Here is a 15,292-nt window from a genome sequence, read left to right on the forward strand (position 1 = left end):
GACCATGCCTCAATCAGCTGAAAAGGTCCTCGACCACGCCGGGCTGTTCAAGGAACCGGAATACCAGGAGATCTTCGAGCGCAAGAAGGGCTTCGAAGGCGGCTGCGGTGCAGCCAAGGTCCAGGAGATCGCCGACTGGACCAAGACGATGGAATACCGCGAGATCAACTTCAAGCGCGAAGCCCTCGTCATCAACCCGGCCAAGGCCTGCCAGCCGCTCGGCGCCGTGCTGTGCGCGTCCGGCTTCGAGGGCACCCTGCCCTACGTGCATGGCTCGCAGGGCTGCGTGGCCTACTTCCGCTCGCACTTCAACCGCCACTTCAAGGAACCGTGCTCGGCCGTGTCCGACTCGATGACCGAGGACGCGGCGGTATTCGGCGGCCTCAACAACATGGTCGACGGGCTGGCGAACTCCTACGCGCTGTACAAGCCGAAGATGATCGCCGTATCGACCACCTGCATGGCCGAAGTCATCGGCGACGACCTCGACGCCTTCATCAAGACGGCGAAGCAGAAGGGTTCGATCCCCGAGGACTTCCGCGTGCCCTTCGCGCACACGCCGTCCTTCGTCGGCAGCCACGTCACCGGCTACGACAACATGCTCAAGGGCTTCCTCACGAGCTTCTGGGACGGCAAGACGCGCAGCGAGACCACGGCACCCGCGATCAACATCAACGGCGGCTTCGACGGCTACTGCGTCGCCAACAACCGCGAGCTGAAGCGGATGATGAAGGAGATGAGCGTCGAAGCGACCATCATCTCCGACCCGTCCGAGGTCTTCGATACCCCGACCGACGGCGAATTCCGCATGTACGCGGGCGGCACCACCGCCGAGCAGATGGAAGCCGCGCTCAACGCCAAGGGCACGGTCTTCATGCAGGGCATCTCGGCGGCGAAATCGGCCGAATACGTCGAGAAGGCAGGCCAGAAGGCGGTGTCGCTCCACTGTCCGGTCGGCGTCACCGGCACCGACGCCTTCCTGATGGCGGTGTCCGAGCTCACCGGCAAGCCGATCCCGGCCTCGCTGGAGCTCGAACGCGGCCGCCTCGTCGATGCCATCGCCGACTCGCAGGCCCACCTGCACGGCAAGCGTTTCGCGCTGTTCGGCGACCCCGACATGCTGCTGGGCCTCACCGCCTTCCTGCTCGAACTGGGCGCCGAGCCGGTGCATATCGTCTGCACCAACGCGACGAAGGAATGGACCGCGAAGATCAACGCGCTGCTCGCCGCCAGCCCCTTCGGCAAGGACGCCAAGGCCTGGCCGGGCAAGGACCTGTGGCACCTGCGCTCGCTGCTCGCGACCGAGCCGGTCGACTTCCTGATCGGCAGCTCGCACGGCAAGTACCTCGAGCGCGACATCGGCACGCCGCTGATCCGCATCGGCTTCCCGATCTTCGACCGCCACCACCACCACCGCTTCCCGATCTGGGGCTACCAAGGCGGCCTGAACGTCCTCGTGAAGATCCTCGACAAGATCTTCGACACGCTGGACGCGAAGACCTCCGACTCGGCCAGCTTCGACCTGGTGCGCTGAGGAGGACCAAGATGCCCAACGTGACCTTCAGTTCGCCGAAGATGCGCCGGGACCTCACGGTCTATGCTGCTGCGGGCGACCGCAAGAGCATCCTCGGCGTCGCCCGGGAGCACGGCGTCGCGATCGACTGCGAGTGCCAGAAAGGCGAGTGCGGTTCCTGCACGGTCGAGGTCATCCACATCGGCAACAAGCCGCCGATGGCGGTGCACCTCACCGAGAAGGAAAAGCTCACGCTGCTCACGTCCGGCAAGCTCGCGCGGCAGGAGTTCGAGGAGCTGGAACTGCTGGACCTCGCGCCGCGCTACCGGCTCGCGTGCCAGTACCTGCTGCTGGATGAGGACATCGTGGTGAAGTTCTGAGCGGCTGAACCTCGCTCACGGCATCCGGCGATCTCTCCGCGCCGGATGCCGCCCGGCCCGCCATTCAGGCGGGCTTTTTTACGGCGCCTCGACCCACGCCTGTGGCGGCATCAGCAGATGCTACCGCCAATGCTCTTTCCGGTCTTGAGATCAAATCCGAAGTAGCAGGCATACTTGCCTCCTTGCCCTCGTGTGCAGACGATCTTTTCGTCATCGCGGAAGCGAAAACGTACGTCAGACGCCTTAGAGCATGAATCCTGTCGATCCGGCCCCATAGCCTCGAACATCTCGCGGGCAGCCTGGCCTCTGATTTCGAAAGCAATCTTCGTATCCTGCTTCGATGCGGCGACCGGATCACCCAGGCTATTGCCATATGTGGCAAAGCCAGCCTGAGCTGGCCGATAGTCGAATTCCCAGCCGTTGGCAAACACTTCCAGAGGCAGCACAAACAACAGGAGCAATGCCGATCGATGGGGCTTCATTTGTCACCCTCAGCGATTATTTCTACGTGAAGATGGTCGTCATGGCCCGGCATCCCCTGCACCCTCGAAAGGGACACGTCATTAAACGCGACGCGACGTACCATACCAGTTTGCCATATCAACTCAACCAGCTCGCGCGTCGCGTCCTGATCGTATTGGGAATCGGTATATCGCACCGGAAGCTGCTGTCCGTCTTTTCTGATCGGGCGGATATCGACTTCCAGTCCGCTTCTATGGCTGCGGTGAGGAGGAAACGCAGCGCCGTTGGCAAGGCTGATGTTGCCAATACCGATCTTGCGATTTTGAATGGCTCCCCACCGGTGCTCGAGATGAAAAATGAATGTAAGCATTCTTGCGCTGGAGTACTGCCCGGCACCACGACCTGGCGTTCCATACGTGTAATAGAAAGCCCCTTCAGGCGCCTGGGGAAGTACGAAGTATCTTCGAGAATCCTGAACTGGAACTTCCCTCACGTGGGTCTCCTATATCAAGCAGAATTGCACTATCGAGTCGATAGTGATTGGCCGCTCCGTCGACGAACCGAAGGAAAACCGTACGGCATCGCGCAGGATCAATTTTCGCGGATCAGGCCCTCTAATTTATGCATTGTAGATTCTTTCTCGGGCAATTCACAGGCTGGATCCGCGCAATGACGCCTCACGAGCGCAGGAACCGCGCACGAAGATTTCGAAGAGGCGAACAACTGCAGCCATGCTTGCGAACGGCAGGCATTGGCCGTACCAGACAACCCCGCACCCATTCATCCTGCCTGCCACTCAGCGTCAGGGCGGCTCAGGGTTTGCGACAGTCGGCGCGCCAATCCAGAATCTGCGCACGTGGAGAATCAAGGCCATGTACCGACAAATCCTGAATTTCTGGTTCGATGAGGCCTCACCCGCGCAATGGTGGCAGAAGGACGCCGCCTTCGACCGCATGGTCGCCGAGCGTTTCGGCGAGGTGCACACGCAAGCAGCGCGCGGCGAGTTGTTCGACTGGCGCAGCACGGCGGCCGGGCGGCTGGCGGAGGTGATCGTGCTGGATCAGTTTTCGCGCAACATGTTCCGCGACTCGGCGGCGGCGTTCGCGTGCGACGGGATGGCGCTGGTGCTGGCGCAGGAGGCCATCGCGGCGGGGGCGGAGCAGGCGCTGCGGCCGGTCGAGCGCAGCTTCCTGTACATGCCCTTCATGCACAGCGAGTCGCTGCGCATCCACGAGGTTGCGGTGCAGCTCTTCGAGCGCAACGGCATCCCGGACGACCTGGACTTCGAACTGCGGCACAAGGCGATCATCGAGCGCTTCGGGCGCTATCCGCATCGCAATGCGTTGCTGGGAAGGGAATCGACCCCGGACGAGGTCGATTTTCTGAAGCGGCCGGGCTCACGTTTCTGAACGCGGCCGGTTCGGCCCGCCGCACGGGCGGGCCGTTCTGTTACCGCAGACTGGTCAGAGGATCATGCGGCCGACGTACCAGGCGGCGCCGGCGATCAGGGCGCTGCACGGGATCGTGAGGACCCACGCCCAGACGATGCTGCCCGCCACCCCCCAGCGCACGGCCGAGACCTTGCGCGAGGAGCCGACGCCGACGATGGCGCCGGTGATGGTGTGGGTGGTCGACACCGGGATGCCCAGCGCGGTGGCGAGGAACAGCGTGATCGCGCCGCCGGTCTCGGCGCAGAAGCCGCCGACGGGTTTCAGCTTGGTGATGCGCTGGCCCATGGTCTTGACGATGCGCCAGCCGCCGAACATGGTGCCGAGGCCGATGGCAAGGTAGCACATGACGATCACCCAGGTCGGGACGGGGTCCGTGCTCTGGCTGATGCCGGCGGCGATCAGGAGCATCCAGATGATGCCGATGGTCTTCTGCGCGTCATTGCCGCCGTGGCCGAGGCTGTACAGCGAGGCCGAGACGAGCTGCAGACGGCGGAACCACTTGTCGACCTTGCGCTGGGGCGTTCGGAAAAATAACCATGAGACGGCCACCATCAGCAGCGAACCGAGCAGGAAGCCCAGCAGCGGCGACACGAGGATGAAGGCGACGGTCTTGATGAGGCCGGAGGCGAGCAGCGAGCCGAAACCGCCCTTGGCGACCGCGGCACCGACGAGGCCGCCGATCAGCGCGTGCGAGGAACTGGACGGGATGCCGTAGTACCAGGTGATGGCGTTCCACGCGATCGCCCCGACCAGGGCGCCGAACACGACGATGTGGTCGACGACCGCGGGGTCGATGGTGCCCTTGCCGATCGTGCTCGCGACCTTCAACTGGAAGATGAAGATGGCGACGACGTTGAAGAAGGCCGCAAACGCGACCGCGTGCTGCGGCTTGAGCACGCCGGTCGAGACGACCGTCGCGATCGAATTCGCCGCGTCGTGGAAGCCGTTCATGAAGTCGAACAGCAGGGCCAGCACCACGAGCAACATCACCGTGGCGAGCCCGATCTCCAAAGTTGCCATGTCGTTTTCCTGGAGATCGCGGGTCAGGAGTTTTCGAGCACGATGGCCTCGAGGATCTTGGCGACGTCCTTGCAGCGATCGGTGACCGATTCGAGCAGTTCGTACACGCCTTTCATCTTCAGGACCACACGGACGTCGGGCTCTTCGCGGAAGAGGCCCGACAGCGCCTTGCGCAGGACGCGGTCGGCGTCGGATTCGAAGCCGTCGATCTCGTGGCAGATGCGCAGGATCTCGCGGCCGTTGTCCATGTTGGACAGCAGAATGACTGCGGCGCGCACGCTCTCGGCGCAGGACAGGGACAGCTCGGCGATACGCTGGGCTTCCTCGGTGACCTCGACGATGTCGTACAGCGAGACGGTTTCGGCGACGTCCTGGATCGTGTCGAGCACGTCGTCCATGTGCGAGATGAGCTGATGGATCTCGTCGCGGTCGAGCGGCGTGATGAACGTGGAGTGCATCAGCGCCATCACGTCGTGGTTCAGCTTGTCCGCGCGGGTCTCGATCTCGTCGATGTCGGCGGTGGCCTTTACCGCGACCGATGCGTCCTTTCCGACGGCCTGCATCAGCGTGACCAGGGCTTTGGCGCCGGCCACGATCTCGTCTGCGTGGGAGTTGAAAAGGGTGAAGAACTGTCCCTCACGGGGCATGAAGCGGGAGAACATGATTGTTTTTGCCTGCCGGCCGAATGGAGTTAGGGCGCGATTTTACCAGCGGAAACAATCCTGTAATGTTCCGCGCGCAAATTCAGCTGGAAATCCCGCATTCCGGGGCTATATGCCCACCCGCGACCGCCTACATGCGCAGGCCGAAGGCCTTGCCGATCGCCTCGACGGTTTCCGGGCTGTCCCACTCCTTGGCGCCGAACACCTTCTGCACGACCTTGCCGTCGGCGTCGACCAGCACCGTGAGCGGGATACGGTTGGCGCCGAGCATGTTCTCGAGCGCGAGCTTGTGGTCGATGAAGTGCGGGAAGCTGGTCTTCGCCTGGGTGAGGAAGGCCATGGCACGCTCGGGGTAGTCGTCGATCGAGATGCCGATGACGTTGAACTGCTTGCCGTAGCGCTTCGACAGGCGCTCCAGCGAGCCCATCTCGGCGAGACAGGGCGGACAGTAGCTCGCCCACACGTTGATGATCAGCGGCTTGCCGCGATAGTCGCCGAGCAGCTTGGAGCCGGCGGTGAGGCCCTGCATCGGCATCTGGCGCAGGGTGCCGCCTTCGGGCACTTCGCCCGGCGTGGCGAAGGAGGAGCCGGACAGCGCGGCGAGGCACAGGGCGAGGGAAACGAGGGCTTTCTTCATCTTGGCTGCAGGTCGGAAGCTCGGCGCGGTACGCCGGAAAAACGTGAGCATAGCAGGAGGCGCCACGCGGCGCAGGGGCCGCGGGGGCGTGTCACGAGTTCGACAAAAGCGCTGTCGCGAGTTCGACAGCGGCGGCGATGATTTCGTGCGCGCTTCGCAAGCCATTGATTTTACTCACCACGCTGTCTGGCATCGATCGTGCATCGGTTTCCCCGCCCCCCGACATCCGCGTCACGGGCGCACACAGGAAACCGACATGAGCGCACTCAAACAGAGAATCGACAGCCTGCTGGTCGAACCCGGCTGCGCCACGAACCAGGCGAAGAGCGACAAGGCACGCAAGGAAGGCTGCAAGAAGCCGCTGACGCCCGGCGCGGCAGCCGGCGGCTGTGCCTTCGACGGCGCGAAGATCGCGCTGCAGCCGGTGGTGGACGTCGCCCACCTGGTGCATGGACCGATCGCGTGCGAAGGCAATTCGTGGGATTCGCGCCACGTGTATTCGTCCGGCCCGCAGATCTACCGCACCGGCTTCACGACCGACATGGCGGAGTTCGACGTGATCTACGGCGGCGAGAAGCGTCTGTACCGCGCGATCAAGGAGATCATCGACAAGGTGAATCCGCCGGCGATCTTCGTGTACCAGACCTGCCTGCCGGCGATGATCGGCGACGACGTCGAGGGGGTGTGCAAGGCGGCGAGCGCGAAGTTCGGCACGCCGGTGATCCCGGTGAACGCGCCGGGCTTCGCGGGCAGCAAGAACCTCGGCAACAAGCTGGGCGGCGAGGCGCTGCTCGACCACGTCGTCGGCACGCTGGAGCCGGAATACACGACGGACTGCGACATCAACCTGATCGGCGAATACAACGTCGTCGGCGAGTTCTGGCAGGTGAAGCCGCTCTTCGACGAGTTGGGCATCCGCGTGCTGGCGACCTTCTGCGGTGACGCGCGCTACCGCGACATCGCCGGCTCGCATCGCGCCAAGGCGGCGATCATGCTGTGCTCGCAGGCGCTGATCAACATCGCGCGCAAGATGGACGAGCGCTACGACATCCCCTTCTTCGAGGGCAGCTTCTACGGCATCGCGGACATGTCGGACTGCCTGCGCCGCATCTCGCGCCTGCTGGTCGAGCGCGGCGCGCCGGCGGACCTGCCGGCACGCGCCGAGGCGCTGATCGCGCGCGAGGAGGCGCGCGCGTGGGCGCGGCTGGAAAAGTACCGCGCGCGGCTCGCGGGCAAGCGGGTGCTGCTGTTCACGGGCGGCGTGAAGTCGTGGAGCGTGGTGTCGGCGCTGCAGGAGGTGGGCATGGAGATCGTCGGCACCTCGATGCGCAAATCGACGCAGAGCGACCGCGCGAAGGTGGTCGAGATCATGGGCACCGACGCGCACATGTTCGACGAGCTGCCGCCGCGCGAGATGTACCGGATGCTGAAGGAGTCGCAGGCCGACGTGATGCTCTCGGGCGGGCGCTCGCAGTTCGTCGCGCTGAAGGCGAAGACGCCGTGGGTGGAGATCAACCAGGAGCGTCATCACGCCTATGCGGGCTACGACGGGGTGGTGAATCTCGTCGCCGAGATCGACAAGGCGCTCTACAACCCGATCTGGTCGCAGGTGCGGCAGCCGGCGCCGTGGGAGCTGACCGAAGGCTGGGGGGAGCGCGTGGCGGCGGAGTGAGCGGCCGCGGGCGGCTCGGAGGGCCGCGGCGCTACAGGGCCGGCGCCGACGCCGGCAGCGCCTGCGACAGCGCTTCGATCAGGTCGGCAAGCGCGCGCGCGGCGCGGTCGCGCGCTTCGTCGATGTCCGCGGCGGGGCAGCCGGCGTGGAGGTTCCGCTCGAGTTCGGCTGCGACTTCCTGCAGCACCGTCGCACCGATCTGCCCCGCCAGCCCTTTCAGCGAGTGGGCGAGGCGCTCGGCGGCGGCGAGGTCGCCACCGGCGAGCGCGGCGTCCAGGCGCGCGGTGAAATCCCCGTAGCCGGTGACGAACTTGCGCAGCAGCGAGAGGTAGAAGTCTTCCTTCCCCATCAGGCGCCGCACGCCCAGATCGGGATCGAGGCCGGGAACCCGCCTGAGCCGTGCGAGGATGGCGCGCGGCGCCGCGGACGGTGCCGCCGGCGCGCCCGACGTGCCGGCGGCACCGTCCGCGGCGCCGCGCGGCGAAATCCAGCGCAGCAGCGCGGCCCACAGGCGATCGGGCTGGATCGGCTTGGCGATGTGGTCGTTCATCCCCGCCTCGATGCACTGTTCGCGGTCGCCCGCCATGGCGTTGGCGGTCATCGCGACGATGGGCAGGTCGGCGCAGGCGGGCAGGCGGCGGATCGCGCGCGTCGCGGTCACGCCGTCCATCACCGGCATCTGCATGTCCATGAGCACGAGGTCGTAGGCGGCCTGCTGCACGCGCTGGACGGCTTCCGCACCGTTGCCGGCGATATCGACGCGGAGGCCCGCAGCGCCGAGCAGCTCGCTCGCGACCTCCTGGTTGAGCTCGTTGTCTTCGACGAGCAGCAGCCGGGCACCGCGTATCGCGGCGAGGTCGGCCGGCGCTTCGCCGGCGGCGGCGTGCGGCCTGGGCGGACGCAGGGCGCCGTCGAGCAGCCGGATCGCGGTATCGAACAGCGCGGAGGCGGTGACCGGCTTGAGCAGGATGTCGTCGACGCCGGCGCCTACGGCCGCGCGCGCGACGTCCTCGCGCCCGTAGGCGGTGACGACGATGCGCACGGGCAGCCGCGGCAGGCCGAGCAGTCCGATCGCGCGCGCGGCCAACACGCCGTCGAGTTCGGGCATCTGCCAGTCGAGCAGGACGATGTCGTAGGGTTCGCCGGCATGCGCGGCGCGCTCGACTTCGACGACGGCCGCACGCCCGCAGTCCACGGCATGCACGCGGAAGGTCATGCAGCGCATCATTTCGGCGAGCACCTCGCGCGAGCTGAGGTTGTCGTCGGCGATCAGGGCGCGCAGGCCGCGCAGGTCCGGAGCGGGCATCAGCAGATGTCCCTCGCAGCGGCCGATGCCGAGGCGGCAGGTGAACCAGAAGGTGGATCCGGCGCCGGGCTGGCTGTCCACGCCGACGCTGCCGCCCATCATGCCGGCGAGCCGCTTGCTGATCGCGAGCCCCAAGCCGGTGCCGCCATACTTGCGCGTGGTGGAGGTGTCCGCCTGCTCGAAGCTGCGGAACAGGCGGTCGCGTAGTTCGTCGTCGATGCCGATGCCGGTGTCGCGCACTTCGAAGCGCAGCACGACCTCGCCATCCACGAACTGCTCGCGCCGGATGCGCATGACGATTTCGCCGCGTTCGGTGAACTTGACCGCATTGTTGGCGTAGTTGAGCAGGATCTGGCTGATGCGCAGGGGGTCGCCGACGAGGCTGGCGGGCACGTCCGCGGCGACGTCGATGACCAGTTCGAGGCCCTTCGCGTTGGTTTTCTCGACGATCTGCGCGCCGACGTCCGCGACGGTCTTCTCGAGGTCGAAGTCGATGCGCTCAATGACGAGCTTGCCGGCCTCGATCTTGGAGAAGTCGAGCACGTCGTTGATGATGCCGAGCAGGTGCTGGCTGGATCCGAGGATCTTCTCGAGGTAGTCGCGCTGGCGCGCGTCGAGTTGCGTGCGCAGGGCGAGATAGGTCATGCCGATGATGGCGTTCATCGGCGTGCGGATCTCGTGGCTCATGTTGGCGAGGAAATCCGACTTGATGCGCGCGGCGTCCTCGGCGAGGGCGCGGGCTTTCTGCATCCGCTCGATGGCGTCGAATTCGGCGGAGATGTCGTCGACCACCCACACGGAGCCCTTGCTGCGGTCCGACGGGTCCACCGCGGTGCCGGTCAGGCGCGCCCAGAACAGCGAGCCGTCGCGCCGCATGAGCTGCTGCTCGCGCCGGTGCGACTCGCCGCGCCAGATCGCGGCATACACCGGGTCGCCGCCCGCCTTGTGCGCCGCCTCGTCGGGATACCAGACCGCCGTGCGCTGGCCGACGAGTCCGCCCGGCGGCCAGCCGAACATCTCGTGCAGACGCCGGTTGCAGCGGACGAGCACGCGGTCCTTGATCAGCGCGATGCCCGAGGTCGCGGTGTCGAGGATTGCCTGCTGCTCGGCGTTGGCCTCGCGCAGCGAGGCGCTGACCGCGGCGAGCTCGGCCGTGCGCTCGGCGACGAGGGCTTCGAGCCGTTCGCGGTAGTCCGCCAGTTCCCGCTGCGCCTGCTTCTGCGCGGTGACGTCGGTGAGTACCGAATGCAGCAGGGCGCGCTCGCCGTCGTGGATCACGGTGACGAGCACATCGACTTCGACCAGGGTACCGTCGCCGCGCACGTGTTCCCATTCGAAGCGACCGCCGCCGTCGGCGAGCGCGCGCCGCGACGTCTCCTCCGCCAGCGTGGTGGAAGACCGGCCGTCGGGCTGCAGGGGCGGCGAGATGTCGGCAAGGGTACGACCGAGGAGCCGGTCGAGGTTGTCGAGGCGCAGGAGGTCCAGCGCCGCGCGGTTGGCGGCGACGAAGCGGCCGTCCTCGACGAGCACGATCGCGTGGCGCGCGTCTTCGAACAGCATGTGGAAACGCGCCTCGCCGGCGGGCGAGCCGATTCCGACGCTGTCGCGCGTCATTTTCGGCCGACTCCATTCGCGGCCGGGCGTCGCGTGACGGGCACGCCGCGGCGCACGGCGGCGGGGAAGGCCGCGATTCGCTGGGAACGGCCGAAAGGCATCCGATAGACGGGCATCTGCGCTCCTCGTGTCCTGAATTTGACGTTCATCGACATACGTGCCGGAGGCCAGGCACGGCCGGATGCATGCGTGCTCGCCGTCACACCGGGCGTGGCGCACAGATTCCAGCCAGCCGTCATCATACCGCGCCCGGATCGACTTGCGCCCGAGCCGCGCGGGCTTTGTGGCGCTTGCGACACGTTCGTGTCGGACATCCGCCAATGCGCTCCCCGCACACTCCGGCCGCCGCGCCATGTCCCTGTTTTTCTTGGCAATGCGCGTCTGGCACCGTTCCTGCTGTGCAGTGCTCGTACCCTTTCGAGCACGCATCATGGCCACGATCATTCCCGGCAGGAAAGCCTGCACGACGAACCCGCTGAAGATGAGCGCACCGATCGGCGCCGCGCTCGCCTTCCTCGGCATGGAGCGGGCGCTGCCGCTGCTGCACGGCTCGCAGGGCTGTACCGCGTTCGGGCTGGTGCTGTTCGTGCGCCACTTCCGCGAGACCATCCCGCTGCAGACGACTGCGATGAACGAGGTCACGACGATCCTCGGCGGCCTGGAGAACATCGAGCAGGCGCTGCTGAACATCAAGAAGCGCGCCAACCCGGCGCTGATCGGGTTGTGCTCGACCGGCATCACCGAGGCCAAGGGTGACGACGTCGCGGGCTTCCTGAAGCTGATCCGCGAGAAGCACCCGGAACTCGCCGGCACGGAAGTGGTGTTCGCGCCGACGCCGGACTTCGTCGGCGGCTTCTCCGACGGCTGGGCGAAGGCCGTGACCGCGATGATCGCCGCGCTGGTGCCGCCGACAAAGGTGCGCACGCCGTGGCAGGTGAACATCCTCGCCGGCTGCCACCTGACGCCGGGCGACATCGAGGAGATCCACGAGACGGTCGAAGCCTTCGGCCTCACGCCCATCGTGCTGCCGGATCTCTCGGGCTCGCTCGACGGCCACATTCCCGAGACCTTCCTGCCGCACACGCTGGGCGGCACGCGCGTGGAGGACGTGAAGCGCATGGGCGCCTCGGCGATCACGATCGCGGTCGGCGAGCAGATGCGCCCGGCCGCGGAGCTGCTGGAAAAGAAGGCCGGCGTACCTTTCCGCGTGTTCGAGCGCCTGTCCGGGCTCGCCGCCTGCGACGCCTTCATCGCGCTGCTGGCGGAACTGTCCGAACAGGACGTGCCGGCGAAATACCGCCGCCAGCGCAGCCAGCTGCAGGACGCGATGCTCGACGGGCATTTCTACTTCGGCGAGCAGAAGGTCGCGATCGCCGCGGAGCCGGACCTGCTGTTCGCGCTGTCGCACTTCTTCGCCGACATGGGGGCGCAGGTGACGTGCGCGATCGCGCCGCAGGATGCCCCGGTGCTCGCGCGCGTCGCGGCCCAGACGGTGCGCATCGGCGATCTGGGCGACTTCGAGGAGCACGCCGCCGGCTGCGACCTGCTGGTCACGCATTCGCACGGCCGCCAGGCCGCGGCGCGGCTGGGCATCCCCTTCTGGCGCGCTGGCCTGCCGACCTTCGACCGGCTCGGTGTCGCGCACAAGGTCACTGTCGGCTATCGCGGCACGCGCGATCTGATCTTCGAGGTGGGCAATGTCTTCATGGAGCAACTGCACGCGCATGAACAGCACGTCACCCCCGCCAGCGTCCGGCCCGACCTCCATCGACCCGGCGCCGCGCCGGCCGTGGATGCGCCGGCTCACGCTGGTCACTGACTCGTCCCTGGGAGAACTCGGCATGAAAGTCGCCTTTGCAACGGAAAACCTGATCGACGTGGACGCCCACTTCGGCTGGGCGAAGAAGATCGCGATCTACGAAGTGCAGCCGGACGCGAGCCGGCTGGTCGAAGTCGTCGAGTTCGCCGGCGATCTCGCCGAGGACGGCACCGAGGACAAGCTCGTGCCCAAGCTCGACGCGGTGCGCGACTGCGCGATGCTGTACGTCGCGGCGATCGGCGGCTCGGCGGCGGCGAAGGTCGTGAACCTGCGCGTACACCCGGTGAAGGTGCCGAGCCCGCAGCCGATCGCGACGATCATCGAGCGCCTGCAGGAAGTGCTCCGGGGCACGCCGCCGCCGTGGCTGCGCAAGGTGCTGCTGAAGGGCCGGGAACGCAGCTTCGATTTCGATGCGGAAACCGACGTGAGCGAGACCGAACATGCCTGACGCCGCCGCGAGCGCATCGCCCGCGGCGGTCATCGCCGCATCGCCTTTCCTCGCCCAGCTCGTCGGCATGGTGCGCGCGCAGGACAGTTTCGGCGCCTGGGACGGCAAGTCCGATGCCGCGGTGCTCGCGCCCTACGTCGTCGATCGCGCTGCGCGCCGCGAAATTCCCATCATCGGCGACCCCGATCCGGAGCTGCTGTGGCGCGTGGAGCTCTTCTACAACGCCGCCGGCATTGCGGTCGAGCGCAGGACGGGCCTCATCGCCTCGCCGACGATCAAGATCAATCACGAAGGCTTCGGCCGCGCGATGCTGACCGCGGGCCGGCTCGTCGTGTATTCCAAGTACCACCGCGACATCCATCGCTTCGGCTTCGACACGCTGCAGGCGCTCGGCGAAGCCGGTGACCGCATCGTCGACGAGGCCGCCGCAATGATCGACCGCTTCCCCGAAGTGGCGAATTTCTGAGGAGGACGGCGATGACGAGCGACGAACTGAAGACGCTGGTGAAGAAGCTCAACGCCCAGGCCACGCAGGCGAAGATGGACCTGCACGACCTGTCCGAGGAACTGCCGATCGGCTGGGAACGCATCCCCGAACAGGCACAGAAGACTTTCGAAGCCTACGCGAAGCTCGCCGAGGCACGCACCCGGCTGGCCGCCGCCGGCTGAACCCGGATCCCGCCCGACCCTTTCACGGAGCAGCCATGTCCCATTTCACCGTCACCCTGCCCTCGGGCGTCGCCTGGACGCCCAACTTCATCGCCGCGATCAACCAGGAGCGCTGCATCGGCTGCGGCCGCTGCTTCAAGACCTGTGCGCGCGAGGTGCTGCAGCTGATGGCCGTCGACGACGAGGGCGAGATGTTCGCCATCGAGGACGAGGACGACGAGTACGAGAAGAAGGTGATGCACATCGCACACCCGGAGAACTGCGTCGGCTGCGAGTCCTGCAACAACAACTGTGCGCGGCGCTGCATCTCGTATGCGCCGAAGGCGATGTGACATGCGCCCCGCCGCCGCTTGGCTCGCGATGATCGACGCGCGCTGGAAACCCGGCGGCAGCCTGTTCGCCGACGGCGCGCGCCACGACGAATACGAGGACGTGCGCCGCCTGCTGCTGCAGGGCGCCGCGGGGCGCAGCGCCGACGTGGTCGCGCTGGCCGAATGCGTCGCGCGCGCCTGCATGGGCGATGACCACCTGTGGCACGACCTCGGCCTGCCCTCGCGCGGCGAGCTGTCGGCGCTGCTGCACGAGCACTTCCCGCGCCTCGCCGGACGCAACGTGAACGGCATGCGCTGGAAGAAGTTCTTCTACAAGCAGCTGTGCGCAGAGGTCGGCATCACCGCCTGCCGCGCGCCGTCCTGCGGCGTGTGCGCACATTACGGCGAATGCTTCGGCAGCGAGGAGCTGCCGCTGCTCGCCTTCGCCTGAGCGTCAACCGGACATTTTCAGGGGTTCCCGAAACATGAAGATCGCGATCGCCACGGACGACTTCGACAAGGTCGCCGGCCACGCCGGACAGGCACGCCACTGGCTGCTGTACGACTGCGAACCCGGCGCCGGGGTGCCCGCGGCGCAGCGGATCGAACTGGAGCGCCGCCAGGTGTTCCATCATTGGGATGCGGATGAAGCGCATCCCCTCGATACCGTCGAAGTCATCGTCGCGCGCAGCGCCGGCGACGGCTTCCTGCGCCGTATGCAGAAACGCGGCGTGAGCATCCTGCTGACGAGCGAGACCGACGCCGCGCCCGCCTTGCAGAAGATCCTGGCGGGCGAGGCGCTGCCCGACCCGCGCTGGGATGTGTCGCTACTGCTATGCAAACTGCGGGATCTTTTCTCGAAGCATTGACCCGCGGCGCGCGCGCTCAGCCGCGCCGCGACAGCACCAGCGGCACCGCCGCGGCGCGGAACACCCGCGGCAGCGCGCGCGTGACCAGCACGCCCAGGATGAGGCCGCCGAATGCGCCGAGCACCGCGGCGACGTCGGTGTGCGCGAGCCGGTCCCCGCCGACCGCGCCGGCGACGATCAGCAGCGCCGGCAACAGGTAGCCGAGGAGCGCCGCGCGGTTGATCGCGTCCGGATCGGCCGCGACCGTCACCGCATCGCCCGGCACGAGGCCCTCGCTCTCGGCGACGGGCACCGTCACGAGCGACACCTTGCCGCCGCCCGCGAGCTTGCCGACGCCGCAGCGGCTGCGTTCGCCGCAGCTCGAGCAGCCCTGCACCGGCACCGCGACGACGGCCTTGCCGCCGTCGACCGACCGGACCACGCCTTCGTGCATTACCGCATCGGACATCGCCGCCAGCC

The 15,292-nt window shown here is 66.9% G+C and carries 18 protein-coding genes; 11 read left to right on the forward strand and 7 right to left on the reverse strand.

Annotation, left to right across the window (positions count from 1 at the left end):
* Positions 1-4: 4 nt before the first annotated feature.
* Together nifK and BW991_RS08250 are read left to right on the forward strand one after the other, a co-directional pair.
* Positions 5-1,534, forward strand: a complete 1,530-nt coding sequence (nifK, locus tag BW991_RS08245) for a nitrogenase molybdenum-iron protein subunit beta (protein WP_076601597.1) — start codon at positions 5-7, stop codon at positions 1,532-1,534.
* 11 nt (positions 1,535-1,545) lie between these two features.
* The gene (locus tag BW991_RS08250; protein ID WP_076601598.1) at positions 1,546-1,893 is read left to right on the forward strand and encodes a 2Fe-2S iron-sulfur cluster-binding protein; all 348 of its coding nucleotides are present in this window, start codon (positions 1,546-1,548) and stop codon (positions 1,891-1,893) included.
* Positions 1,894-2,003: 110 nt separating this feature from the next.
* Here the strand turns inward: BW991_RS08250 and BW991_RS08255 are convergent, their stop codons facing one another.
* Together BW991_RS08255 and BW991_RS08260 are read right to left on the reverse strand one after the other, a co-directional pair.
* Positions 2,004-2,375, reverse strand: a complete 372-nt coding sequence (locus tag BW991_RS08255) for a hypothetical protein (RefSeq protein ID WP_076601599.1) — start codon at positions 2,373-2,375, stop codon at positions 2,004-2,006.
* Entirely contained in the window at positions 2,372-2,725 is a 354-nt protein-coding gene (locus tag BW991_RS08260) for a hypothetical protein (protein ID WP_076601600.1), read from the reverse strand. The genes BW991_RS08255 and BW991_RS08260 overlap by 4 nt, the downstream gene beginning before the upstream one ends.
* Positions 2,726-3,227: 502 nt before the next feature.
* Here BW991_RS08260 and BW991_RS08265 point away from each other — a divergent pair.
* Positions 3,228-3,764, forward strand: coding sequence for a DUF924 family protein (locus BW991_RS08265; RefSeq protein ID WP_076601601.1), 537 nt, complete (start codon positions 3,228-3,230; stop codon positions 3,762-3,764).
* Between the two features lie 54 nt (positions 3,765-3,818).
* Here the strand turns inward: BW991_RS08265 and BW991_RS08270 are convergent, their stop codons facing one another.
* From BW991_RS08270 to BW991_RS08280, 3 genes are all read right to left on the reverse strand, one after another.
* The gene (locus tag BW991_RS08270) at positions 3,819-4,826 is read right to left on the reverse strand and encodes an inorganic phosphate transporter (protein ID WP_076601602.1); all 1,008 of its coding nucleotides are present in this window, start codon (positions 4,824-4,826) and stop codon (positions 3,819-3,821) included.
* A gap of 23 nt (positions 4,827-4,849) precedes the next feature.
* Positions 4,850-5,488: a DUF47 domain-containing protein gene (locus BW991_RS08275; protein WP_076601603.1), complete on the reverse strand. Its 639-nt coding sequence runs from the start codon at positions 5,486-5,488 to the stop codon at positions 4,850-4,852.
* 130 nt (positions 5,489-5,618) lie between these two features.
* The gene (locus tag BW991_RS08280; protein ID WP_076601604.1) at positions 5,619-6,125 is read right to left on the reverse strand and encodes a TlpA family protein disulfide reductase; all 507 of its coding nucleotides are present in this window, start codon (positions 6,123-6,125) and stop codon (positions 5,619-5,621) included.
* A 256-nt stretch (positions 6,126-6,381) separates the two neighbouring features.
* Between BW991_RS08280 and nifE the strand changes: the two genes are divergently transcribed.
* Positions 6,382-7,797 carry a nitrogenase iron-molybdenum cofactor biosynthesis protein NifE gene (gene nifE, locus BW991_RS08285; RefSeq protein ID WP_076601605.1) on the forward strand — a complete coding sequence of 472 codons (1,416 nt, stop codon included), beginning with the start codon at positions 6,382-6,384 and terminating at the stop codon, positions 7,795-7,797.
* 31 nt (positions 7,798-7,828) lie between these two features.
* Here nifE and BW991_RS08290 read toward each other — a convergent pair whose 3' ends face one another.
* Positions 7,829-10,717 carry a response regulator gene (locus tag BW991_RS08290; RefSeq protein WP_076601606.1) on the reverse strand — a complete coding sequence of 963 codons (2,889 nt, stop codon included), beginning with the start codon at positions 10,715-10,717 and terminating at the stop codon, positions 7,829-7,831.
* A gap of 430 nt (positions 10,718-11,147) precedes the next feature.
* Between BW991_RS08290 and nifN the strand changes: the two genes are divergently transcribed.
* The 7 genes from nifN to BW991_RS08325 are packed head-to-tail and all read left to right on the forward strand — an operon-like array spanning position 11,148 to position 14,833.
* Positions 11,148-12,536 carry a nitrogenase iron-molybdenum cofactor biosynthesis protein NifN gene (nifN, locus tag BW991_RS08295; RefSeq protein WP_076601607.1) on the forward strand — a complete coding sequence of 463 codons (1,389 nt, stop codon included), beginning with the start codon at positions 11,148-11,150 and terminating at the stop codon, positions 12,534-12,536.
* Between the two features lie 22 nt (positions 12,537-12,558).
* Entirely contained in the window at positions 12,559-12,984 is a 426-nt protein-coding gene (gene nifX, locus BW991_RS08300; protein ID WP_076601608.1) for a nitrogen fixation protein NifX, read from the forward strand.
* On the forward strand, positions 12,977-13,450 hold the full coding sequence (locus BW991_RS08305) for a NifX-associated nitrogen fixation protein (RefSeq protein WP_076601609.1): 474 nt from the start codon (positions 12,977-12,979) through the stop codon (positions 13,448-13,450). Before nifX ends, BW991_RS08305 begins: the two co-directional genes overlap by 8 nt.
* An 11-nt stretch (positions 13,451-13,461) precedes the next feature.
* Positions 13,462-13,653 (forward strand): CCE_0567 family metalloprotein, encoded by a 192-nt coding sequence (locus BW991_RS08310; RefSeq protein ID WP_076601610.1) that lies wholly within the window; start codon positions 13,462-13,464, stop codon positions 13,651-13,653.
* Between the two features lie 35 nt (positions 13,654-13,688).
* Entirely contained in the window at positions 13,689-13,985 is a 297-nt protein-coding gene (gene fdxB, locus BW991_RS08315) for a ferredoxin III, nif-specific (RefSeq protein ID WP_076601611.1), read from the forward strand.
* Position 13,986: 1 nt separating this feature from the next.
* Positions 13,987-14,415 carry a nitrogen fixation protein NifQ gene (locus BW991_RS08320; RefSeq protein ID WP_076601612.1) on the forward strand — a complete coding sequence of 143 codons (429 nt, stop codon included), beginning with the start codon at positions 13,987-13,989 and terminating at the stop codon, positions 14,413-14,415.
* A gap of 34 nt (positions 14,416-14,449) precedes the next feature.
* Positions 14,450-14,833: a NifB/NifX family molybdenum-iron cluster-binding protein gene (locus BW991_RS08325; protein ID WP_076601613.1), complete on the forward strand. Its 384-nt coding sequence runs from the start codon at positions 14,450-14,452 to the stop codon at positions 14,831-14,833.
* Positions 14,834-14,849: 16 nt separating this feature from the next.
* Here the strand turns inward: BW991_RS08325 and BW991_RS08330 are convergent, their stop codons facing one another.
* Positions 14,850-15,281 carry a SoxR reducing system RseC family protein gene (locus BW991_RS08330; RefSeq protein ID WP_076601614.1) on the reverse strand — a complete coding sequence of 144 codons (432 nt, stop codon included), beginning with the start codon at positions 15,279-15,281 and terminating at the stop codon, positions 14,850-14,852.
* Positions 15,282-15,292 lie beyond the last annotated feature (11 nt).

The sequence above is a fragment of the Aromatoleum tolulyticum genome (assembly GCF_900156155.1).
Lineage (GTDB): Bacteria > Pseudomonadota > Gammaproteobacteria > Burkholderiales > Rhodocyclaceae > Aromatoleum > Aromatoleum tolulyticum.